We start from the raw sequence: 20,792 nt of genomic DNA on the forward strand, positions 1-20,792 counted from the left end.
CACGATGACGGTCGCCGACCTCCTGCCAGCCCCGTCACCGATGTTCGGTAAGTCCCACTCGTCGATCTTTCCGCCAGACGCGCTCGCCGATCTTCGGCCCGGCATGGCCGCCAGCGCGCGGCCAGACGCGGTCGCCAGCACGCGACCCGGCGCAGTCGCCAGCGGGCGACGACCAGCGCACACAATGCGGCAACGTGCGATTTCATCCTCGCCGGGACGGCGATAGGCGCACACGGACGGCACAACGTGTGCGCCCGTCCCCGTCAGAGCGAAGCAGGCGCACACGATCGGCGAACGTGTGCGCTGACCATCGCTGCGGCCAGGTGAACGTGTGCGCTGACCATCGCTGCGGCCAGCGGACCCGCCCTCGGCAGTCTGCTCCCGGCATCGCCCCTGGAGGGCCGGTCATGAGACCTCAAGATGATCTTGTGGAGTTTCGTCGAGGATGAGACTGACCAGGACGAATGCAAGACTCACTTCGGCTGTGGCCCTAACCTGCAATGTCGCTACCCAGATGGCGAAACGCGGGGGGCGGGAATTCCACAAGATCGACGGTGATGGGGGTGACTTCAGAGGAAACCGTGGTCGCGGGCGTAGATGGCGGCCTGCGTCCGGTCCCGCAGGCCGAGCCGGGCCAGGATGTTCGAGACGTGGTTCTTGACCGTCCCCTCGCTCACGTAAAGCTGCGCGGCGATCTCCCGGTTGGTGGCGCCCCGGGCGATCAGCCGCAGCACGGCCCGCTCCCGGTCGGTCAGGTCGGCCCGGGGCGTCGCCGCCACCGCACCCCGGTCCAGAGCCGTGACCAGCCGCTGGAGCACCGCACTGTCGTGCTGGTCGACGCCGGCGCGGGCCAGCCGTACCGCCTGGGCCAGCTCTTTCGACGGCAGGTCCTTGAGCAGATAGCCACCGGTGCCGGCCCGCAGCGCCCGGACGACGTACTCCTCGTCGTCGAAGGTGGTCAGCATCAGCACCCGGCAGGCCGGCAGCCGTTCGCGCAGCAGCTCGGCGGCGCGCAGACCGTCCAGGACCGGCATCCGGACGTCCATCAGCACCACGTCCGGGCTGGTGGCCAGGGCCAACTCGACCGCGGCCCGGCCGTCCGCCGCCGTGCCGACCACCTCGATGCCGGGCTCGATGCTCAACAGCGACGCGATGCCCTCCCGGATCAGGGCCTGGTCGTCGGCGATCAGCACCCGCACCGCCTCGTCGGTCATCGCGCCGCCCCCAGGGCGCACACGGTGATCCGGGTGCCGCGACCGATTCGCGACTCGGTCATCGCGCTCCCGCCGGGACGCGTGCGGTGATCCGGGTGCCGCGGCCCGGGCTCGACTCGACCCGGACGCTCCCGCCCAGCGCCGCGAGTCGCTCCCGCATGCCGCTCAGCCCGCCGCCGGCGGTGGTCTCCGGCTCGAACCCGCGGCCGTCGTCCTCCACCTCGAGCACCGCGTCGTCGCCGGAGCTGCGGACCGCGACCCGGACCAGGCCGGCGTCGGCGTGCCGCCGGGCGTTCGTCAGCGCCTCCTGCGCGACCCGATAGAGCGCCTCCGCACCGGGAACCTCCCCATCGCGGCCTTTCCCATCGCGGCCTTCCCCGTCTCGGCCCTCTCCACCGGTGAGGTCGAGGACCACCCGGAAGTCCGGACTGTCCAACCCTTCGACCAGGGCGAACAGGGCGGCCGCCAGGGAGAACGGCTCAGCCCGGAGGGCGCCGACCGACTCACGGACCTCACGCAGCGCCCGGCCCGCCGCCCGGCGAGCGTCAGCGACCGCACGGTCCGCCGCCACCGGATCCCGCTCCCGGAACGCCTCCGCCTTCGCCAGCTGCACGCTGATCGCGGTCAGATGGTGTCCGACGCTGTCGTGGATGTCCCGGGCCAGCCGGTTCCGTTCACTCGCGGCGCTCAGCTCGGCCACCCGCTCCTGCGTCGCGGTCAACTCCGTCACCAGCCGTTCCGCCTGCAACCGGCTTCGACTCTGTTCGACGGCGACCGCAGCCGTGGCAACCGCCAGAACCAGGCCGATGAAGAGCATGAACAATTCGGACACGACCTCCGGGTCGGTCCGGGCGCCGTCGACCGTGGTGGTCCGGGTCAGAGCCATCACCAGATAGAACGTCGCCAGCCCGATCCCGGCGGCACGGCCCAGCCAGAAGTAGGCGAAGAACGGCACCAGCACGAACAGGGCCCGCGAGAATCCGGCGCCGTCCGCCGCGTTCACCGTCTCCAGCAGCACGATCCGGATCAGGAGCATGGCCATCGCCCACCGTCGCGTGCGGGGACGCCGCCAGTCCACCTGCTCGACCACGAGCAGCGCGATCAGACCGGCCAGGTAGACGGCCAACTCGACACGCGACCAGTCCGGGGCCAGGCCGGCGCCGACGAAGTAGAGACCGGTGAGCAGGACGGCGAGGTAGAGGAGCGAGGCCATCCAGCGCAGCGGCGGAGCTTCCACAGCCATGTCACCACGCTAGGTGACCGCGACGGGCCACGACCAGCGCTGACGTCGATGTCTGGCCACAGGTCATCTGCCGGATGGCCGGCACCCCCGCCGGCTTCTGACCGAGCGGCACTGTTCCGGCCGTGGCCGCCCCGGCCACCGTGGTCGCATCCACATTCCGGCGGCTCTCAGCCGGGTATTTGACCTTGGAGTCGAACCATGTCTGAACGGATGCTCTACCGTCTCGCGGCCTTCGCCGGGCTCGTCGGCGGTGTCCTCACCCTGATCGCTGTCGCACGGCGTGCCGGGCTGCTGCCGGAGAACGCCTTCACCCACGCCCTGGCGCCGCCCGCCTCGGCCCTGCTGCTACTCACCCTGACCGCGCTCTACCTGCGTCAACGGCGGGAGGCGGGTCGGCTCGGGCTGGCCGGGTTCGTGCTCAACCACCTGGGGTTGAGTGGGCTCTTCGCGATCGAGTTCCTGACCCACGCAGTCCTGCAATATCAGGACGCGGCGGCCCGGGAGGCGGTGCTCACCGGGCCAGGTCGACCGTACTTCCTGGTGGTGGCCTTCACGTTCCTGATCGGGGTGGTGCTCTTCGGCGTCGCGTCGTGGCGGGCCGGGGTGCTGCCCCGCGCCGCGCTGGCCCTCTACGTGCCGGGGCTGAGCGCGGCGTCGCTGCGGGCCGCGGTGCCCGAGGCGGTCTACCTGGGCGGTCTGGTGGCCGGGGCCGCGGGCGTCCTCTGGCTCTCCGCCGTGCTGTTGCGGGACGCCACGCGGCCGGCGCTCGTCACAGCGTGATGCGACCCTCGACGGCGCGCAGGGCGATGTCGGTGCGGTACTGGGCGCCGTCCAGGCGGATCCCGTCGACCAGGGCGTAGGCGGCCTCACGGGCGGCGGTCAGGTCGGCGCCGGAGGCGGTCACGCTGAGCACCCGGCCACCGGCGGAGACCAGCGCGCCCTCGGCGTTACGGGCGGTGCCGGCGTGGATCACGCCGGGCCGCTCGGCGCCCTCGATGACATCGCCGGTCCGGGGCACACCCGGGTAGTTGTGGCTCGCCACGACGACCGTGATGGCCGAACCGGATTTCCAGCCCAGCGGGCCGTGCTCGGCCAGCGTGCCGGTGGCGGCGGCGTTGAGCAGGCCAGCCAGCGGCGACTCCAGCAACGCAAGCACCACCTGGGTCTCCGGGTCGCCGAACCGGGCGTTGAACTCGATCACCTTCGGGCCGTCGGGAGTGAGCGCCAGGCCCACGTAGAGCAGGCCGGCGAACGGCGTACCCCGTTTGCGCATCTCGGCCAGCGTCGGTTCGACCGTCTCGCGCAGCACCCGCTCGGTCAGGTCGGCCGGCGCCCAGTCGAGCGGGGCGTAGGCGCCCATGCCGCCGGTGTTCGGTCCCTCGTCGCCGTCGAGCAGGCGTTTGAAGTCCTGTGCGGGCATCAGCGGCGCGACCGCGGTGCCGTCGGTGACCACGAAGAGCGACACCTCGGGACCGGGCAGGAACTCCTCGATGACCACCTTGCCGCACGCCTCGGCGTGGATCAGGGCCTCGTCGAGGTCGTCGGTGACGACCACGCCCTTGCCGGCGGCGAGGCCGTCGTTCTTCACCACGTAGGGCGCGCCGAGCTCCTCCAGCGCGGCCCGGGCCTCGGCGACCGAGGTGCAGTCGAACGAACGGGCGGTCGGCACACCGGCGGCGGCCATCACCTCGTTGGCGAACGCTTTCGAGCCCTCCAGCCGGGCGGCCGCCGCGGACGGGCCGAAGCAGGCGATGCCCTTGGCCCGGACGGCGTCGGCGACACCCGCCACCAGCGGGGCCTCCGGACCGATCACCACGAGGTCGGCGCTCAGCTCGACGGCGAGCGCGGCGACCGCGGCCGGGTCGGTGGCCTTCACGTCGTGCAGCTCGGCGAGCTGGGCGAGGCCCGGGTTACCAGGCGCTGCGGCCAGGAAGTCGACGGACGGGTCGGCGGAGAGGCCGACGGCAAGCGCGTGCTCGCGCCCACCGGAGCCGATCAGAAGTACGCGCACGACGGCCCATCCTACCTGCGGTGGCGTCGCGTAAACTTTCGCAGTACCCGGACTCCTCCAGGTACGACCTTGGGGAAAGGCATATCTAAAAGTGCCGGTGATCGTGTTGGTCGGCGCCCAGTGGGGCGACGAGGGCAAGGGTAAGGCCACAGATCTGCTGGGTGACCGGCTCGACTACGTGGTCAAGTTCAACGGTGGCAACAACGCGGGCCACACCGTCGTCATCGACGGCGAGAAGTACGCACTCCACCTCCTCCCGAGCGGGATCCTCTCCCCGGGGGTCGTACCGGTGATCGGCAACGGCGTCGTCGTCGACCTCAACGTGCTCTTCCAGGAGATCGACGGGCTGGAGGCCCGCGGCATCGACACGTCCCGGCTGCGGATCAGCGCCAACGCGCACGTGATCGCCTCCTACAACCGCACCCTCGACAAGGTCACCGAGCGTTTCCTCGGCTCCCGCCGGATCGGCACCACCGGGCGCGGCATCGGCCCGACCTACGCCGACAAGATGAACCGGATCGGCATCCGGGTGCAGGACCTCTTCGACGAGTCGATCCTGCGGCAGAAGGTCACGGCGGCACTGGGCTTCAAGAACCAGGTGCTGTCGAAGATCTACAACCGGACCGGGGCGAAGGTCGACGACGTCGTCCAGGAGCTGCTGTCGTACGTCGAGCGGCTCCGGCCGTACGTGGCGGACACCGCCCTGGAGCTGTCGAACGCGATCGACGACGGCAAGGTCGTGCTCTGCGAGGCCGGCCAGGCCACCCTGCTCGACGTCGACCACGGCACCTACCCCTTCGTGACCAGCTCGAACGCGACGGCCGGCGGCGCCTGCACCGGCTCCGGCATCCCGCCGACCCGGATCGACCGGGTGGTCGCGGTGCTCAAGGCGTTCACCACTCGCGTCGGTGAGGGCCCGTTCCCGACCGAGCTGCACGACAAGTTCGGCGACTACCTGCGTGAGGTCGGCCACGAGTACGGCACCACCACCGGCCGCCCGCGCCGGATCGGCTGGCTCGACCTGGTGATCGGCCGCTACGCGCAGCGGATCAACGGGGTCACCGACTTCGCGATGACCAAGCTCGACAACTACGACGGGCTGGACGAGATCCCGATCTGCGTGGCCTACGAGGTGAACGGCGTCCGTCACGACGAGATGCCGGTCAACCAGACCGACTTCCACCACGCCGTGCCGATCTTCGAGACGCTGCCCGGCTGGAAGCAGGACATCTCCGGCTGCCGCAAGTTCGAGGACCTGCCCCAGGAGGCGCAGGACTTCGTCGAGTACGTGGAGGCCCGGATCGGCGCCCGGATCTCGATCGTCGGCGTCGGCCCCGGCCGCGAAGCGGTCATCGAGCGGCACTCGGTGCTCGGCGGGGTCTGATGTATGACGTCGTTCTCCTGAGCCTGGCCGAGGGCTCGGGCGATTCCTGCGGCTCCGGCGACTCGGGCTGCGGCGGCTGCAACGCCGTCTGTGCCACCCCTCGCACCCCGGTCCTGGCCTGCGCGGACGCACTGCGCAAGGCCGGGGCGCTGGTGGAGACCGTGCTGGCCGGCTCCGATCAGGAGATCGACGCGGTCCTCACCCGGTTCGACGGCCCGACCCGGCCGGACGGCCTGACCTGGCCCGACCCGGACACCAAGGTGCGCCTCGTGGTGGCGACCGCGACCGACGGCCAGCTGCGCGCCGTGATGCGCCGGCTGGTCCGGCGGTACGCCCCGCCGCCGAGCAAACGGCCCGCCGACCTGGTCGCCGGGCGGACCGTGCCGGACCTGCCGCCGGTGGCGATCCTGCCGCTCGACCCGGGCAACACCGAGGACCTGGCCGCCCAGCTCGGCCTTCCCCGGACGCCGGAGGCCGTCGCCGCAGCCGTGATGAACGGCACAGTCCGGCGGCTGGACCTGCTGCGTAACGACGGTGGCTCGGTCACGCTCGACGGGGCGCTGCTCGGCGGTTCCGACGACAACGGGCGGGCCGTGCCGTGGCGGGGCCGGGTCGAGGTCGACGACGCGGTGCTCACCGACGGCGCGGAACCGGTGCTGGCCTGTGCGATCGGCAACGGCGCCGGTTACGCCGAGTTCGACGGCCTCCGGCTGCTCGCCGACGGCGATCCGACCGACGGCCGGGTCGAGGTCGCGGTAGCGGTTCCGGTTGTCGTCAAAAAGCTCTTCAAACGCACGCGGGTACGGGTGGAAGTGCGCCGGGTCCGCGGACGTGCGGTGTCCGTCCTGCCGCGCGAGGGTGACCTCCAGTTCCTCGACGACGGGGTGGCGGGTTCCACCAGCCGCAAGCGATCCTGGTGGACCGAGCCGGGCGCCTGGGCGGTGTACGCGGGCTGAGGTCCGTGTAACTCTGGACGGGCAGCAGACCCAAGATTTCGTGATACCGGAGGTCTCATCCGTGGCGGACGAGAACGCCGACCGTGTCTACGTCCCGGGCGCCGAGGGTTCGAACCCGGCCCGAGACGTGGAGCCGTTCTGGGCCGACGAGCCCGAGACGCCGGTGCACGGCCGTGCCGTGCCACTGACTGATCGGGTGCCACCGGTCGGGATGGTCCAGGTCGAGCCGGGCGTGTTCCGGCCGGCCGACGGTCCGCCGCTGCCACCCGGGGTGCACGCCCCGGGCCACCGGATGCCACCCCCCGCCACGGACTCGCCGGCCCACCCGCAGCCCGGCCCGCCGCCAAGTTCGCAGCCCGGCCCGCCGCCGGATCACCAGGCTGGCCCGCCGCCCGCGCCGATCGGGCAGCCGGAGGGGCACACCACGGCCGACTCGCCGTGGGCGCAGCCCCTGCACCGGCCGGCCGCAGCCGAGCCACAGCCCACCTTCACGCGGCCGGTCGACCAGCAGCCCGCCGCTCCGGGGCCGGCCTTCGCGCAGCAGCCGCCTTCTCCGCAGCAGCCCACCTTCGCCCCATCGGTCGACCAGCAACCGGCTGACCGGCAGAGCGCCTTCTCCTCGCCGGGCGAGCAATGGTCCGGCGATCAGCAGCCGGTTGCTCGGCCCTTCTCCACTCCACCGCCTGCCGACCTCAGGTCGTCCGCGAACGCGACGGCCGTACCCCCGCAGGCGCAGCCCACCCCGCAGCCCCCGCATGCCGCCCCGGTGACGCCGCCGACGGCCCACGCCGCGCCCACCGACCGGCCGCAAGGCGCGACTGAGACCTGGCCGCAGGCGCACGGCGCGCCCCAAAACGCGCCGCAGACCTGGCCCGATGCGAACGCCGCGCCCCACAGCGGCGGGCAGAGCGCGCCGCAGACCTGGCCCGACGCGCAGCCCGGGGCGGAGCAGTCGGCAACCGGTGAGGCCGACCCGTTCCAGGAGCTGAACTGGATGGTGGACGGCACGCCGACCGCTGAGGAGTTCGCGCGGCGGCGGCTGGCCCGGCCCGCTCAGCAGAGTGCCACGATGGGTGCTCGGGCGGTGCTGCAGAAAGGCATGTTCGGCCTGGTCAAGCTGGCTCCGGGGCAGCGTGAACTGGAGTACAAGCAGGACGTCGAGATGGTTCGCCGCAACTTCGGTGGGCTACGGCAGGTGACCGTGGTCAACCCGAAGGGCGGCGCCGGCAAGACGGTGGCCGTGCTGCTGCTCGCGATGACGTTCGGGCAGAAGCGCGGTGGGTACGTCCTGGCCTGGGACAACAACGAGACCCAGGGCACCCTCGGGATGCGGGCGCAGCAGGATTTCCACGCTCGTACGGTCCGCGACATGATGCGTGATCTGCATCTCTTCCAGGGGGCGCAGGGGCGCGTCGGTGACCTGTCGCAGTATGTGCGGGCCCAGGGCGAGGGCATGTTCGACGTGCTCGCCTCGGACGAGTCGGCGACCGCCGGCGAGATGCTGACGGCGTCGTCGTTCGCCGAGATCCGGGATGTGGTGAGCCGGTTCTACAAGCTGATCTTCGTGGACACCGGGAACAACGTCCGCGCGGAGAACTGGCAGGCCGCCATGGACGCCACCGACCAGCTGGTGATCACGATGTCGGCCCGTAACGACTCGGCCGAGACCGCGGCCCGGGCCCTCGACCACCTGGAACAGAGCGGACGCCGCCGACTCGTGCGTCAGGCGGTGACCATTGTCACGATGCCGCCGACCCGCAAGGACATCGACCTCCAGTGGATCCAGCAGCACTTCGCGGCCCGGACCCGGGCGGTGCTGGTGGCCCCCTACGAGCGGTTGATCGACTCGGGTGAGCCGATCCGCTACGGCGAACTCTCCGGCCCCACGAAGGACGCCTGGCTCAAGATCGCCGCAGCGGTGGCCGACGGCTTGTGATCCGCCGCTCTTAACGTCGGCGCGGGTTTCCTAGGTCAGGGCGTCGGCGGCGGCCGGGTCGCTGTCCCGGAGGAACTGGGCACAGCGGGCCGCCTCGTCCGCCTCACCGATCGAGGCGGCGGCCTGGGACAGGGCGTGCAGGCAGCGGAGGAACCCCTGGTTCGGCTCGTGCGCCCACGGGACCGGACCGTGACCCTTCCAGCCGTTGCGGCGCAGCGCGTCCAGGCCGCGGTGGTAACCGGTGCGGGCATAGGCGTAAGCGGTCACCGGCTCGTCGGCGGCCAACGCGGCCACGGCCAGCGGCGCCCACGCGGCGCTGTAGGAGGGGAATCTGGCGGCGACCGCCTTGAAGGCCTGCTCGGAGCCCGCTGCGGCGGCCTCGGCCAGGGCCTTGTCGGCTTCGGCGTCGGCGGGCAGTCGGGTGGCGGGCGGCTCGGGAAGGAGGTTCTGCATGCCCCCATTCAACCCGTCCGGGCCGCGTTCATTCCGCCGCCACCACGTTTGTGTTCCGGCTGGCTCGCACCGTCCGGACGGGCGGCCGGTCCGGACGGCTCGCACCGACCCGACGGGCGACCGGTCCGGCGGGTGGGTCAGTCCCAGGCGGTGCCCAGCCGGAAGAGGCGGTCGGCGTACTCGATCTGGGTCTGCCAATCGGCCGGCCAGGCCGCGAGGCCCAGGGCCGCCCCGGCGAACGCGCCCGCCAGGCAGGCGATCGAGTCGGAGTCGCCGGAGGAGGCGGCACCCCGGCCGAGGACCGTGACCGGCTCGTCCGGCGAGATCAGGTACACGTAGAGGGCGGTGGCCAGCGCCTCCTCGGCGATCCACCCGGCACCGGTCCGCAAACACGGATCGCCGCTGTGATCACTTCCAGACAGAGCGTCGGCCACCCGGTCGAGGGCGGCGGCGCACTCGTCCCAGCCCAGGGCGATGAACTCCTCGGGCGAGGTCATCGCCGGGCGGTGCCACAGGTCGCCGAGCCAGTCGCCGCGGTAGACCTTCCGCTGTTCGACGCAGCGTTCCCGCAACGCCGCGAGCAGGTCCGACGGCGCCAGACCGCCGCGGAGCCAGAAGACGGCGTACGCCGTGAGCTCGCTCGCCGCCAGCCCGGTCGGATGCCCGTGCGTCAGTGCGGCCTGGAACTGCGCCGCCCCGGACCGCTGGTCGTCGGTGAGACCGGGCAGCAGACCGACCGGGGTGACCCGCATGTTCGCCCCGCACCCTTTCGACCCGGACTGGGTGGCCTGGATCCAGGGCCGCCCGTCGGCGAGGTTGCCGATCGCCCGCAGACAGGTCATGCCGGGCGCCCGGTCGTTCTCCGGGCTGGCCGCCCACTCCAGGAAGCGCCGGCGCAGCACCGGTTCGAGCGCTGCCGGAGTGATCGCACCGGCCTCGCGCAGTGATTCACCGACCGCGAGCGCCATCTGGGTGTCGTCGGTGACGAGCGCCGGCTCCCCGACGAGCTGCCGGGGTCCGCCGGGACCGTACCGGGCCACGATCGTCTCGTACTCCTGGAACTCGGTCGGTTTCCCGAGCGAGTCGCCGTAGGCCAGACCGAGAAGGGAACCCGTCGCAGCACGCATGCGCCAACTCTAGGGAGTCGGTCAACGACGCGCGCGGTACGAGCAAAATGGACGCCATGCCCGATCCCCTGCAACCAGTGCTCGGCGGGGACGCGCCTTTCGACGCGACCGCCGACGAGATCGAGACCCGAGCCGAACTGGACGTGCACCTGGCCAAGAACACCCTGGCCGGCCTCTGCGTCCTGGGCCTCCGACTGGACCGCGACCCGCCCGACCTGACCGGGGTGGATGTGCGCGACACCATGTTCGTCGGCTGTCATCTGGCCGGTCCCGAGGTGGAGTCCGACCTGATCCTGCGCGGGGCGCACGTGGTCCCGCCCTTCGACGAGCGGCCCTATCCGACCCATCCGGCGCTGCTCTACACACCCGAGGACCTTTCCGCCGGCTTCGCCGACAAGGGCTTTTCCGGGATGTACGACACAGCCGTCTACCAGCATTTCGTCGACCATGGTGGCGCGGTTCCGGACATTCGGGAGGCGCTCGCTCAGCGGCTGCACGACGCCGGGATCGACAATGCGCTCGGCAAGGCGCTCAACGAGTGGGCGACCGTGCACGGGACCCGTGGCGCGATCGGGATCATGGGCGGGCACGCTGCTCCTCGGGGCTCCGAGCCGTACCGCATGGTGGCGACCCTGTCCCGTCGCCTGGCCGCCGCCGACCGGCTGATCGTCACCGGCGGTGGTCCCGGGGTGATGGAGGCGGCCAATCTGGGCGCCTATTTCGCCTCCTTCGACGAGGCCGAGCTGGCCACCGCGATCGACAGGCTCTCGGTGGCGCCGCATTTCATGGATCACGAGCCGTACACGGCGGCCGCGCTGTCGGTCCGGGCCACGCATCCGCTGCCTTCCCTCGACGTCGCCGGGCGGCTCCGGCACGGCGGTCTGGCTTTACCCACCTGGTTGTACGGCCACGAGCCGGCGAATCTGTTCGCCGGGCAGATCGGCAAGTACTTCTCCAACGCGGTACGGGAGGACTCGATCCTGCGGCTGGCCCGGGGCGGGATCGTGTTCGCTCCCGGTTGGGCCGGCACCGTGCAGGAGATCTTCCAGGCCGCGACGAAGACGTTCTACGCCACCGACGGCCCGTCCGGGGCGTATGTGTTCCTCGGTGTGGAGCACTGGACACGGCTGCCGGTGGCCGACCTGCTCGGTCCGCTGCTGGCCCGTTCGCCCCATGGTGACCAGTCCCATCTGATCGTCGTCACCGACTCGCTGGACGAAGCGATGGCCGCTCTCTCCCGGTAGTGGCGCGGCTACCGCACACTGCTGCCATGGAAGCCTTGTTGTTCGTCCCGGTGATCCTGGGCCTTGTCGTCGCGTTGTTCGCCGTGGTGTTCGTCGTGAAGCTGATCAGGCACAACACCAAGGCGGCCTACCACGAGGGCCGCTACGGCAAGGGCCGGTCGCGTAGCGGCGGCGCGTGGGTGGCCGGTGGCGCCGCTTACCACCACTCCGACGGGAGCAGCGGCACCTGGGACTCGTCGAGCTCGCCGGACTCGTCGTCGTCCTCCGACAGCGGCGGGAGTTGGTGGGGCGGCGGCGACAGCGGCGGCTCGTCCTGGGGTGGCGGTGACAGCGGCAGCTCGTTCTCCGGCGGCGGGGACAGCGGCGGCGGCAGCTACTGAGGCCCTACGCCACGTGCACGCGGCGCCAATGTGCCGCCGGCAGGTCGCCTTCGGGGACGTCGGTGATGCCGTTCTCGTCCATGGCGTTGTAGATCGCGAGGCGCGCGCCGTCGAACAGGAACTCGACGGCGTGCAGCACCCGGGGCCGCCAGTCGGCCGGAGTGGTCCGCTCGATGACGTTGACCGCCCGGAGCGGCCGGCCCCGGGCGTTGCGCAGCGCGGCGTGCGGGTCGGGCCGCCAGTCGAAGTGCTCGTAGAGGTCCACCGGGAGCGCCGTGTCGATCTGGTCCCAGGTGATCGCGCACTCGTCGAATTTACGGTGAGTGATCTCGACACGACTGAGCCCGAAGTCGAGGATCACCGGACCGTCAGCGAACCAGCCACGCTCAGCGACATCCCACATCAGGTGGCTTGATCGCAGCTTCTTACCGATGAGCCGCACGAACATGTGTCGATGTGTGGCGGCGAGGGCTTCGGCGTCGTGATGCCACTCGGGTTTCCAGCCCTCGATTCCGAGCACGTCCACCGTCCCGCCGATCTTGATCGGTCGATGGTACCCGCGCCTCGGTGTGACCCCGCAAGACGAGAACAGCCGGTCCCCACGAAGGGGACCGGCTGTCACCGCTGGATCGAGTGCTTACTTGCCGAGAGAGGTACCAGCGGAGCGGAGGTGCTCGGCAGCCTCGACGACCCGCTTGGCGAGACCGTTCTCCGCGAGCTTGCCCCAGGCGCGCGGGTCGTAGGCCTTCTTGTTGCCGACCTCGCCGTCCACCTTCAGGACACCGTCGTAGTTCTTGAAGAAGTGGTCGGCCACCGGGCGGGAGAACGCATACTGCGTGTCGGTGTCGATGTTCATCTTCACCACGCCGTAGTCCAGAGCGCCGTGGATCTCCGACAGCAGCGAGCCGGAGCCGCCGTGGAAGACCAGGTCGAGCGGCTTCTCCTTGCCGTACTTGGCGCCGATCGCGTCCTGGATCTCCTTGAGGATCTCCGGGCGGAGCTTGACGTTGCCCGGCTTGTAGACGCCGTGCACGTTGCCGAAGGTGAGGGCGGTCAGGTAACGGCCCTTCTCACCCAGGCCCAGGGCGGCGGCGGTGGCCAGGCCGTCCTCGACGGTGGAGTAGAGCTTGTCGTCGATCGCGGCGGAGACGCCGTCCTCCTCGCCACCGACGACGCCGACCTCGATCTCCAGGATGATCTTGGCAGCCGCGGTCTTGGCCAGCAGCTCCTCGGCGATCTGGAGGTTCTCGTCGAGCGGCACGGCCGAACCGTCCCACATGTGCGACTGGAACAGCGGCGCCTGGCCCTTGGCCACGCGCTCGGCCGAGATGTCGATCAGCGGGCGGACGAAGCCGTCGAGGTGGTTCTTCGGGCAGTGGTCGGTGTGCAGCGCGATGTTCACCGAATACTGCTTGGCGACGTGGTGGGCGAACTCGGCCAGCGCCACCGCGCCGACGACCTTGTCCTTGATGGTCGGGCCGGACACATACTCGGCACCACCGGTCGAGATCTGGATGATGCCGTCGCTGCCGGCCTCGGCGAAGCCCTGGAGGGCCGCGTTGAGGGTCTGCGAGGACGTCACATTGATCGCCGGGTAGGCGAACGCGCCGGCCTTGGCGCGATCGATCATCTCGGCGTAGACCTCGGGAGAAGCGATAGGCATCGGGTGCGCTCCTTGCTCATTTTCACGGGCTGCGAGAGGGCAGGACCGCGCTGTCCTCCAGGACGCAAGTATTCCGCAGTTGCGGTGCGTAGTGGAAACCGCCTCGAAATCACAACCGGCGCATGCCCGTTTGTGTGGCATCGGTCCGGATTAAGTCGCACCATGGAGGCGAAAGACGCCGAGACGGAAGGGAGCCCGGAGATGACCCACCCACTGGAAGTCGACCTGGAGACACCCGAGGTCGACGCCGCTGAGCAAGCGACCGCCGTGCGCGGCTGGCAGGACGAGACCGACGAGCAGGACGCCTCGGAGGAGAACCGGATCGTCGAGTTCGACGACGACTACCGCTGAATTCGATCGCCGGAAATCGCACCCGCTGTCACGATCGACGGGTGCTGCTCACTCTGACGACCACCCACCGGCCCGCCACCGATCTGGGCTATCTGCTGGTCAAGCACCCCGGCAAGGTGCATTCCTTCAGCGTGCCGACCGGTACGGCGTACGTCCTCTACCCCGAGGCCGACGACGACCGCTGCACCGCCGCGCTGCTGCTGGACGTCAACCCCCAGCTGCTACGCGCGCAGCGGGACGCCTTCGAGTTGAGCCAGTACGTCAACGACCGGCCGTACGCCGCCTCCAGCCTGCTGTCGAGCGCCCTGGCCAAGGTCTTCCGCACCGCTCTGCGCGGCGCCTCGAAGGACCGCCCGGAGCTGGCCGCCGTCCCGATCCCACTGGAGATCCGGGTGCCGGTGCTGCGCGGCACGCCGGAGCTGGTGACCCGCCTGTTCGCCCCGCTCGGCTGGTCGGTGTCGGCCACCCGGATCCCGTTCGAGCCGGAGATCGGCGGCGACAGCCGTTACGTCGACCTCCGGCTGACCGGCGAGGTACGGGTCGCGGACGCGCTCAACCACCTGTACGTGCTGCTCCCGGTCCTGGACGACGGCAAGCACTACTGGGTCGCCCCGGACGAGATCGAGAAGCTGCTGCGTTCCGGTGAGGGCTGGCTGGCCGCGCATCCGGAGAAGGTGCTGATCGCCCGCCGCTACCTGGCGCACCGGCGGTCCCTGGCCACCACGGCCCTTCAGCTGCTGGAGGCGGACCAGCCGGTCACCGAGGAGGAGGCCGAGCTGCCGGTGACCCGCCGGGCGCCGCTGGCCGAGCAGCGCCGGGAGGCGGTGCTGGCCGCCCTGGCCGAGGCCGGCGCGTCCCGGGTGCTCGACCTGGGCTGCGGCGCCGGCGCCCTGCTCGCCGCGCTGGTCAAGAACCGGTCGTTCACCGAGATCGTCGGCGCCGACGTGGCCACCCGCACGCTGGAACAGGCCGCCCGCAAGATCAAGATCGAGCGGCTGGGCGACCGGGTCAAGCTGATCCAGACCGCGCTCACCTACCGTGACGACCGGCTGCGCGGTTTCGACGCGGCGGTGCTGATGGAGGTCATCGAGCACGTCGACCTGCCCCGGCTGCCCGCGCTGGAGGCGGCGGTCTTCGGGCACGCGAAGCCCCGCGCGGTCGTCGTGACCACGCCGAACGTCGAGTACAACGTGCACTACGAGGGCCTGACCGGGATGCGTCACTCGGATCACCGCTTCGAGTGGACGCGGGCCGAGTTCGCCGAGTGGGCCTCGCGCGTCGCCGCCGAGCACGGCTACACGGTCACCATCCGTGGCGTGGGGGAGCACGACGAGACCACCGGCGCCCCGACCCAGCTCGCCCTCTTCCGGATCCTGGAGGTGTCCGCATGATCATCGACGTTCCCGAGCTGTCGCTCGTCGCCTTGGTCGGCATCTCCGGCTCCGGCAAGTCGACCTTCGCCCGTACCCGGTTCAAGCCCACCCAGGTGCTCTCCTCGGACTTCTTCCGCGGTCTGATCGCCGACGACGAGAACGACCAGTCCGCCTCCGCCGACGCCTTCGAGGCACTGCACTACGTGGCCGGCAAGCGGCTCGCGGCCGGCCGGCTCACCGTGGTCGACGCCACCAACCTCCAGTCGCACGCCCGCGCCGGCCTGGTCAAGGTGGCCCGCGAGCACGACGTGCTGCCGGTGGCGATCGTCCTGGACGTGCCGGAATCAGTGGCCTGGGAGCGCACCGAGGCTCGCGAGGACCGCACCTTCGGCCGTCAGGTCCTCACCCGGATGCACCGTGACCTGCGGCGCTCGCTCAACCAGCTGGCGAAGGAGGGCTTCCGCAAGATCCACGTGCTGCGCGGGGTGGACGAGATCGCGGCGGCCGAGATCCGCTACGAGAAGCTCTTCAACGACCGCAAGGACGAGCACGGGCCGTTCGACATCATCGGTGACGTGCACGGCTGCCGGGCCGAGCTGGAGTCGCTGCTCGGCAGGCTGGGCTGGGAGCTGATCCGCGACGATCAGGGCCGCCCGGTCGACGCCGTGCACCCGGACGCCCGCAAGGCCGTCTTCGTCGGTGACCTGGTCGACCGCGGTCCGGACTCGCCCGGAGTGCTGCGCCTGGTCATGGGCATGGTGGCGGCCGGCCACGCGATCTGTGTGCCGGGCAACCACGAGCAGAAGCTGGCCCGCAAGCTGAACGGGCGCAACGTGCAGCTCACCCACGGCCTGCCGGAGACGCTGGAGCAGCTGGACGCCGAGGACCCGGCCTTCGTCGCCGAGGTCCGCACCTTCATCGACGGCCTGGTCAGCCACTACCTGCTGGACGACGGCAAGCTCGTGGTGGCGCACGCCGGCCTGAAGGAGGCCTACCACGGCCGGGCCTCCGGGCGGGTGCGCAGCTTCGCGCTCTACGGCGAGACCACCGGCGAGACCGACGAGTACGGCCTGCCGGTCCGCTACCCGTGGGCGCGCGACTACCGCGGTTCCGCGGCTGTCGTCTACGGCCACGTGCCCACCCCGCAGCCGGAGTGGATCAACAACACCATCTGTCTGGACACCGGCTGTGTCTTCGGCGGCGCGCTGACCGCACTGCGCTGGCCGTCCCGCGAGATCGTGGCGGTCCCGGCGGCGAAGGAGTACTACGCCCCGGTGCGGCCGTTCACCGCGGTCGCCACCAAGCCGGACACCGGGCTCGACATCGCCGACGTCATCGGCCGACGGCACATCGATTACGGGTACGGCCAGACGACCGTCCCCGCCGAGAACGCCGCCGCCGCACTGGAGGTGATGGGCCGGTTCTCGGTCGACCCGGAGAACCTGGTCTGGCTCCCGCCCACGATGGCCCCGTGCACGAGCTCGACGGTCGAGGGTTACCTGGAGCACCCGTCGTCCGCATTCGCCGACCTGCGGAGCGCCGGGGTGGACCGGGTGGTGTGCGAGGAGAAGCACATGGGCTCCCGGGCCGTGGTGCGGGTCTCCGCCTCCGGCGCCGGCGACGCGATCTGGACCCGGACCGGCCGGCCGTTCTTCGGCCCCGAGCTGGACGAGCCGCTGCTGGCCCGGGTGCGCGCCGCGGTCGCCCCGATCCTGACCGAGCTGGCCACCGACTGGCTGCTCATCGACGCCGAGCTGCTGCCGTGGTCGGCCAAGGCCGGCGGCCTGATCCGGGACCAGTACGCCGGAGTGGGCGCGGCCGGGCGAGCCGCCCTGCCCGCGGCGCTGTCGGTGCTGGAGGGTGTGGCCGGGCGCGGGCTCGACGTGGGTGGACTACGGGACCGGCTGGAGCTGCGGGCGGCCGAGATCGACGGCTACTCGGCGGCGTACCGGTCCTACGTGCGGCCGACGGACGGGCTCGCCGGGGTCACGCTCGCCCCGTTCGTGTTCCTGGCCGGCGCCGGTGTCTCGTACGCCAAAAAGGATCATGATTGGCATCTCGCTCTTGCCGACCGGCTGGTGGCGGCCGACCCGGAGCTCTTCACGCCGACCCGCCGGATGGTCGTGGACCTGGCCGACCCGGTGTCGGAGGCCGCCGCGACCGAGTGGTGGCTGACGCTGACCGCGGCCGGCGGCGAGGGCATGGTGGTGAAGCCGTGGTCCGGGCTCGCGGCGGTCGACGGAAAGGGCCGCCTCGTGCAGCCCGGGGTGAAGTGCCGTGGCCGTGAGTACCTGCGGATCATCTACGGACCGGAGTACACCCGGCCGGAACAGCTGACCCGTCTGCGGCAGCGCAACCTGGGCCGGAAGCGGTCGCTGGCGCTGCGTGAGCACGGGCTCGGGCTGGCGGCTCTGGACCGGCTGGCCGAGGGCGCCCCGGCGTGGCGGGTGCACGAGTTGGTCTTCGCCGTCCTGGCCGCCGAATCGGAGCCGGTCGACCCCCGACTGTGACCACTGAGTTACTTCTTGGAGTGCACAGCATTCATACAGGTACCGGCCCATCCAGGGCCGGTACCCTGGCTCCTCGTGGACATCCAAGCGCTCACCGAGCCGCTCGCCCTGAACCCGCTGGACCCGAAGGACCTGCTCAGCGCCTTCGGGCTCCCGGGTGTGCTCGCCATCCTCTTCGCGGAGACCGGCCTGCTGGTCGGCTTCTTCTTCCCGGGTGACTCTCTGCTGTTCCTGGCAGGTGTGGCCGCCTCCGAGGTGGCCAACTCGATCTTCGGGGATGGCGCGCAGCTGTCCATCGTCGGCCTGCTGATCGGCGCGCCCATCTGTGCCATCGTCGGCGCGCAACTGGGCCATTGGCTCGGCGCGAGATACGGGCGGCGGATGTTCGACAAGCCCGACTCGAAGCTCTTCAAGAAGGAGTACGTCGAGAAGGCGGAGTACTACTTCGAGAAGTTCGGCCCGGCCAAGGCGGTGGTGCTGGCCCGGTTCATCCCGATCGTCCGGACGTTCCTCAACCCGGTCGCCGGCACCCTGGGCATGCCGGCGAAGCAGTTCTTCGTGTGGAACGTGGTCGGCGCGATCCTCTGGACCGACGGCATCATCCTGATCGGCTACCTGCTGGCCGAGCAGATCTACGCCGCCATCGGCGACAAGATCGACCGCTACATCCTGCCGGTGGTCGTGCTGATCGTGCTGATCTCGGTGCTGCCGATCCTGATCGAGATCCTCCGCGAGCGGAAGGCCAAGAAGCACGGCCTGAAGACGGCGGACCCGGCCACCGCGATCGGCGTCGTGGCCGCCGCCAGCGTCGCCGGCCTGGCCGACGCCGCCCGCGAGGAGTACCACGAGCACTTCGATCACGAGCAGAACCAGCAGGGCCAGAGCTACGGCCACCAGCAGGGGTACGGGCAGCAGCCGCCCCAGTATCAGGACCCGCAGCAGCCCGCCTACCCGCAGCAGGGGCACTACCCGACCCCGCAGAGCTACCCGCCACAGCAGCAGTACCCGCCGCAGGACTACCCGCCGCGGAACTACTGACCCGACACGAAAGGCCGGCCCGATGGGCCGGCCTTTTTCGTGTTGCGGACTACACCCGAACGGTGGTCGACCCGGACAGCTTCTCCAGGAACTCCTCCGGGCACTCCCGCAGGTTCTCCAGCCGCCCGGCCGTCAGCGCCCGATAGGTGAGCGACGCGGCCTCCTCCAGGTTTCGGGCCCGCTTGTGCGCGAGCTCGACGGAGTCGCCCATCACCACGCACCCGTGCTGGCTGAGCACCAGGCAGTCGGTGCCGTCGGCGGCCATCGCGGCGGTCAGGGCGGCGAGTTCGGTGCCGCCCGGCAGCCGGAACGGCACGGTCGAAACCCGCCGCAGGTAGTACGCGTGATCGGTGGTCACGATCCGGATGTGCTCCCCGAGCGCGTCGAGCAGCAGCGCCGTCTGCGGGTGCAGGTGCACCACGGCGTTGACGTCCGGCCGGGCCCGGTAGAGGGCCAGGTGCAGTGCCAACTCGCTGGTCGGCTCGGTCCGTGACGGCGGGGCGGCGCCGACGGTGGCGGGGGCCCCGTCGGAGATCCGCACCGCGGTGAAGTCCTTGCGGCTGAGCCGTTCCAGCCACGTTCCGCTCGCGGTCACCCAGATGGCGTCCTCGTCGGGAATGCGGGCGGACAGATTGCCGCCCGATCCACACACGAGGCCCGCCTGCACCACGTCGTAACCCACGTGCGCGAGCTGATCACGCAGGTCACCGGGGACGTAGTTCACCCGTTCCTCCTCAGGTCCGCCGGCCCGTCCGTGGGCCGGGGTCCTCCGCCTGGCGTCACGCCCCCATAGTCAATGACGCCAGGCATTACCGCGTTTCCGAAGCCGTCAGACTTCAGCGGGCCTTCTTGGTGGCCCGCTTCCGCGGCGGGGTCAGCAGGTCGGCGATGGTGGCGATGGCCGTCGGCACCAGCCGGTAGTACGCCCACACACCCCGCTTCTCCCGCTCCAGCAGACCCGCCTCGGTCAGGATCCGCAGGTGGTGACTCACGGTCGGCTGCGAGAGGCCCAGAGGAGCCGTCAGGTCGCAGACACAGGCCTCACCGTCCGTCGCGGACTGAATGAGGCTCAACAGGCGTAGCCGGGCCGGGTCGGCGAGCGCCTTGAGCACTCCCGCCAGGCGCTCGGCGTCAGCGCGTTCAATAGGCTCACCGGCAAGCGGCGAGATTTGCGGCATGGACATTTCCGCCAACGCAGTTCCCACGATCTCCATCCTTCCACCAACTGCATCGATTCTCCTGCATGTGAGCAGGAACGAACCGGCTAACTTTCAGGCCGTAAGGCCGACATCGATCGCCGAGTCGGTCGACCGGACACCCTCATCCGGGTCGACCGTTCGCGCGACTACGACTTCGGTCTCTGCCTCCTGCAACGCCTCAGCCGCCATCTGGTCGCTACCCATCCGTGTCGAGGTCTCGATCCCCGCCGTCGGAGTGAGGCCGGCCACATTGTCAATTCGTCGATTTGTTCGCCACACAGATCCTCGACGATGACTCGGCACTGAACGCGTCGAGACCATCACGCCACACTGCGCGATCACCAGTTCGTCCACACCCCCACGACCCGATGAAAGCACGGCGCCACGCTGCGCGACGGACAATTCAGTGATGAATTTACCCAGGTCGTGCCGTGCTCTCATGACATCGAGCGTACTGGCTGTACGGAAACCGGAATCTTTCGCCCCGGCAGGGCGGAACGGAACTATTGACGCGGGACTTTGGACGCTTCTGTAAACAAGGTTTACCGATCGGCCATCCGATCTCGCTCCTTCCTCGGAGCATAGATGCTGCTCAAAGCAGTTACCGCCGGTACGCTACCCGCGTCACCCTCAGGATCACCTGGTGGTCGCGCTGTGAAGAGACTGTGAAGACGCCAAATCACGTTTGTCCGTACGGGCGAAAACACCCA

At 70.4% G+C, this 20,792-nt stretch carries 20 protein-coding genes; 10 read left to right on the plus strand and 10 right to left on the minus strand.

Translation table 11 applies throughout. The features are described from left to right. Positions 1 to 569: 569 nt before the first annotated feature. Together AB0E94_RS06710 and AB0E94_RS06715 are read right to left on the minus strand one after the other, a co-directional pair. The gene (locus AB0E94_RS06710) at positions 570 to 1,214 is read right to left on the minus strand and encodes a response regulator transcription factor (RefSeq protein ID WP_360323335.1); all 645 of its coding nucleotides are present in this window, start codon (positions 1,212 to 1,214) and stop codon (positions 570 to 572) included. A gap of 58 nt (positions 1,215 to 1,272) precedes the next feature. Then, positions 1,273 to 2,457, minus strand: coding sequence for a sensor histidine kinase (locus AB0E94_RS06715; RefSeq protein WP_360323337.1), 1,185 nt, complete (start codon positions 2,455 to 2,457; stop codon positions 1,273 to 1,275). Between the two features lie 198 nt (positions 2,458 to 2,655). On the opposite strand from AB0E94_RS06715, the gene AB0E94_RS06720 reads away from it, so the two are divergent. Next, a complete protein-coding gene (locus AB0E94_RS06720) occupies positions 2,656 to 3,237 on the plus strand; it encodes a hypothetical protein (protein WP_360323339.1) in 582 nt (193 codons plus the stop codon). Here AB0E94_RS06720 and purD read toward each other — a convergent pair. Continuing rightward, positions 3,227 to 4,468, minus strand: coding sequence for a phosphoribosylamine--glycine ligase (gene purD / locus AB0E94_RS06725; protein ID WP_360323341.1), 1,242 nt, complete (start codon positions 4,466 to 4,468; stop codon positions 3,227 to 3,229). The genes AB0E94_RS06720 and purD overlap by 11 nt on opposite strands. A gap of 91 nt (positions 4,469 to 4,559) precedes the next feature. Between purD and AB0E94_RS06730 the strand changes: the two genes are divergently transcribed. From AB0E94_RS06730 to AB0E94_RS06740, 3 genes are all read left to right on the plus strand, one after another. Further along, positions 4,560 to 5,852 carry an adenylosuccinate synthase gene (locus tag AB0E94_RS06730; protein WP_360323343.1) on the plus strand — a complete coding sequence of 431 codons (1,293 nt, stop codon included), beginning with the start codon at positions 4,560 to 4,562 and terminating at the stop codon, positions 5,850 to 5,852. After that, positions 5,852 to 6,808: a diacylglycerol kinase family protein gene (locus tag AB0E94_RS06735; protein WP_360323345.1), complete on the plus strand. Its 957-nt coding sequence runs from the start codon at positions 5,852 to 5,854 to the stop codon at positions 6,806 to 6,808. Before AB0E94_RS06730 ends, AB0E94_RS06735 begins: the two co-directional genes overlap by 1 nt. A gap of 61 nt (positions 6,809 to 6,869) precedes the next feature. Next, on the plus strand, positions 6,870 to 8,744 hold the full coding sequence (locus AB0E94_RS06740; RefSeq protein WP_360323347.1) for a chromosome partitioning protein: 1,875 nt from the start codon (positions 6,870 to 6,872) through the stop codon (positions 8,742 to 8,744). 30 nt (positions 8,745 to 8,774) lie between these two features. Here the strand turns inward: AB0E94_RS06740 and AB0E94_RS06745 are convergent, their stop codons facing one another. Both AB0E94_RS06745 and AB0E94_RS06750 read right to left on the minus strand, forming a co-directional pair. Beyond that, positions 8,775 to 9,197 carry a DUF3151 domain-containing protein gene (locus AB0E94_RS06745; protein WP_360323349.1) on the minus strand — a complete coding sequence of 141 codons (423 nt, stop codon included), beginning with the start codon at positions 9,195 to 9,197 and terminating at the stop codon, positions 8,775 to 8,777. Positions 9,198 to 9,334: 137 nt separating this feature from the next. Next, on the minus strand, positions 9,335 to 10,324 hold the full coding sequence (locus tag AB0E94_RS06750; RefSeq protein WP_360323351.1) for an ADP-ribosylglycohydrolase family protein: 990 nt from the start codon (positions 10,322 to 10,324) through the stop codon (positions 9,335 to 9,337). Between the two features lie 56 nt (positions 10,325 to 10,380). Here AB0E94_RS06750 and AB0E94_RS06755 point away from each other — a divergent pair, with 56 nt between their 5' ends. After that, positions 10,381 to 11,568, plus strand: a complete 1,188-nt coding sequence (locus AB0E94_RS06755; RefSeq protein ID WP_360323353.1) for a hypothetical protein — start codon at positions 10,381 to 10,383, stop codon at positions 11,566 to 11,568. A 26-nt stretch (positions 11,569 to 11,594) separates the two neighbouring features. Beyond that, positions 11,595 to 11,948: a hypothetical protein gene (locus AB0E94_RS06760; protein WP_360323355.1), complete on the plus strand. Its 354-nt coding sequence runs from the start codon at positions 11,595 to 11,597 to the stop codon at positions 11,946 to 11,948. Between the two features lie 4 nt (positions 11,949 to 11,952). Here AB0E94_RS06760 and AB0E94_RS06765 read toward each other — a convergent pair whose 3' ends face one another. Further along, positions 11,953 to 12,474, minus strand: a complete 522-nt coding sequence (locus AB0E94_RS06765) for a hypothetical protein (RefSeq protein ID WP_360323357.1) — start codon at positions 12,472 to 12,474, stop codon at positions 11,953 to 11,955. A 111-nt stretch (positions 12,475 to 12,585) separates the two neighbouring features. After that, on the minus strand, positions 12,586 to 13,611 hold the full coding sequence (gene fbaA, locus AB0E94_RS06770; protein WP_360323359.1) for a class II fructose-bisphosphate aldolase: 1,026 nt from the start codon (positions 13,609 to 13,611) through the stop codon (positions 12,586 to 12,588). A 201-nt stretch (positions 13,612 to 13,812) separates the two neighbouring features. Between fbaA and AB0E94_RS06775 the strand changes: the two genes are divergently transcribed. The 4 genes from AB0E94_RS06775 (at position 13,813) to AB0E94_RS06790 (ending at position 18,883) form a co-directional block, all read left to right on the plus strand. Beyond that, a complete protein-coding gene (locus AB0E94_RS06775) occupies positions 13,813 to 13,962 on the plus strand; it encodes a hypothetical protein (RefSeq protein WP_360323361.1) in 150 nt (49 codons plus the stop codon). 41 nt (positions 13,963 to 14,003) lie between these two features. Beyond that, positions 14,004 to 15,353, plus strand: coding sequence for a 3' terminal RNA ribose 2'-O-methyltransferase Hen1 (locus AB0E94_RS06780; RefSeq protein ID WP_360323363.1), 1,350 nt, complete (start codon positions 14,004 to 14,006; stop codon positions 15,351 to 15,353). Then, a complete protein-coding gene (locus tag AB0E94_RS06785) occupies positions 15,350 to 17,845 on the plus strand; it encodes a polynucleotide kinase-phosphatase (RefSeq protein WP_360323365.1) in 2,496 nt (831 codons plus the stop codon). Before AB0E94_RS06780 ends, AB0E94_RS06785 begins: the two co-directional genes overlap by 4 nt. Positions 17,846 to 17,920: 75 nt before the next feature. Continuing rightward, positions 17,921 to 18,883, plus strand: a complete 963-nt coding sequence (locus AB0E94_RS06790; protein WP_360323367.1) for a DedA family protein — start codon at positions 17,921 to 17,923, stop codon at positions 18,881 to 18,883. A 49-nt stretch (positions 18,884 to 18,932) separates the two neighbouring features. Here AB0E94_RS06790 and AB0E94_RS06795 read toward each other — a convergent pair whose 3' ends face one another. The 3 genes from AB0E94_RS06795 to AB0E94_RS06805 all read right to left on the minus strand — a co-directional run bounded on the left by AB0E94_RS06795 (position 18,933) and on the right by AB0E94_RS06805 (position 20,523). Next, positions 18,933 to 19,607, minus strand: a complete 675-nt coding sequence (locus AB0E94_RS06795; protein ID WP_360323369.1) for a class II aldolase/adducin family protein — start codon at positions 19,605 to 19,607, stop codon at positions 18,933 to 18,935. Between the two features lie 112 nt (positions 19,608 to 19,719). Continuing rightward, complete coding sequence (locus AB0E94_RS06800) at positions 19,720 to 20,097, minus strand: metalloregulator ArsR/SmtB family transcription factor (protein WP_317789256.1); 378 nt, start codon at positions 20,095 to 20,097, stop codon at positions 19,720 to 19,722. 57 nt (positions 20,098 to 20,154) lie between these two features. Beyond that, positions 20,155 to 20,523 (minus strand): hypothetical protein, encoded by a 369-nt coding sequence (locus tag AB0E94_RS06805; protein WP_360323372.1) that lies wholly within the window; start codon positions 20,521 to 20,523, stop codon positions 20,155 to 20,157. Positions 20,524 to 20,792: the final 269 nt, after the last annotated feature.

The sequence above is a fragment of the Actinoplanes sp. NPDC026670 genome (assembly GCF_040638175.1).
GTDB lineage: Bacteria > Actinomycetota > Actinomycetes > Mycobacteriales > Micromonosporaceae > Actinoplanes.

Excerpts from the sequence above, each read along its gene's own strand:
- AB0E94_RS06800 (WP_317789256.1), bottom strand. The coding sequence starts at position 20,097 with ATGGAGATCGTGGGAACTGCGTTGGCGGAAATGTCCATGCCGCAAATC.
- AB0E94_RS06715 (WP_360323337.1), bottom strand. The coding sequence starts at position 2,457 with ATGGCTGTGGAAGCTCCGCCGCTGCGCTGGATGGCCTCGCTCCTCTAC.
- AB0E94_RS06785 (WP_360323365.1), top strand. The coding sequence starts at position 15,350 with ATGATCATCGACGTTCCCGAGCTGTCGCTCGTCGCCTTGGTCGGCATC.
- AB0E94_RS06745 (WP_360323349.1), bottom strand. The coding sequence starts at position 9,197 with ATGCAGAACCTCCTTCCCGAGCCGCCCGCCACCCGACTGCCCGCCGAC.
- AB0E94_RS06760 (WP_360323355.1), top strand. The coding sequence starts at position 11,595 with ATGGAAGCCTTGTTGTTCGTCCCGGTGATCCTGGGCCTTGTCGTCGCG.
- AB0E94_RS06735 (WP_360323345.1), top strand. The coding sequence starts at position 5,852 with ATGTATGACGTCGTTCTCCTGAGCCTGGCCGAGGGCTCGGGCGATTCC.
- fbaA (WP_360323359.1), bottom strand. The coding sequence starts at position 13,611 with ATGCCTATCGCTTCTCCCGAGGTCTACGCCGAGATGATCGATCGCGCC.
- AB0E94_RS06775 (WP_360323361.1), top strand. The coding sequence starts at position 13,813 with ATGACCCACCCACTGGAAGTCGACCTGGAGACACCCGAGGTCGACGCC.
- AB0E94_RS06805 (WP_360323372.1), bottom strand. The coding sequence starts at position 20,523 with ATGAGAGCACGGCACGACCTGGGTAAATTCATCACTGAATTGTCCGTC.
- AB0E94_RS06710 (WP_360323335.1), bottom strand. The coding sequence starts at position 1,214 with ATGACCGACGAGGCGGTGCGGGTGCTGATCGCCGACGACCAGGCCCTG.
- AB0E94_RS06755 (WP_360323353.1), top strand. The coding sequence starts at position 10,381 with ATGCCCGATCCCCTGCAACCAGTGCTCGGCGGGGACGCGCCTTTCGAC.
- AB0E94_RS06750 (WP_360323351.1), bottom strand. The coding sequence starts at position 10,324 with ATGCGTGCTGCGACGGGTTCCCTTCTCGGTCTGGCCTACGGCGACTCG.
- AB0E94_RS06720 (WP_360323339.1), top strand. The coding sequence starts at position 2,656 with ATGTCTGAACGGATGCTCTACCGTCTCGCGGCCTTCGCCGGGCTCGTC.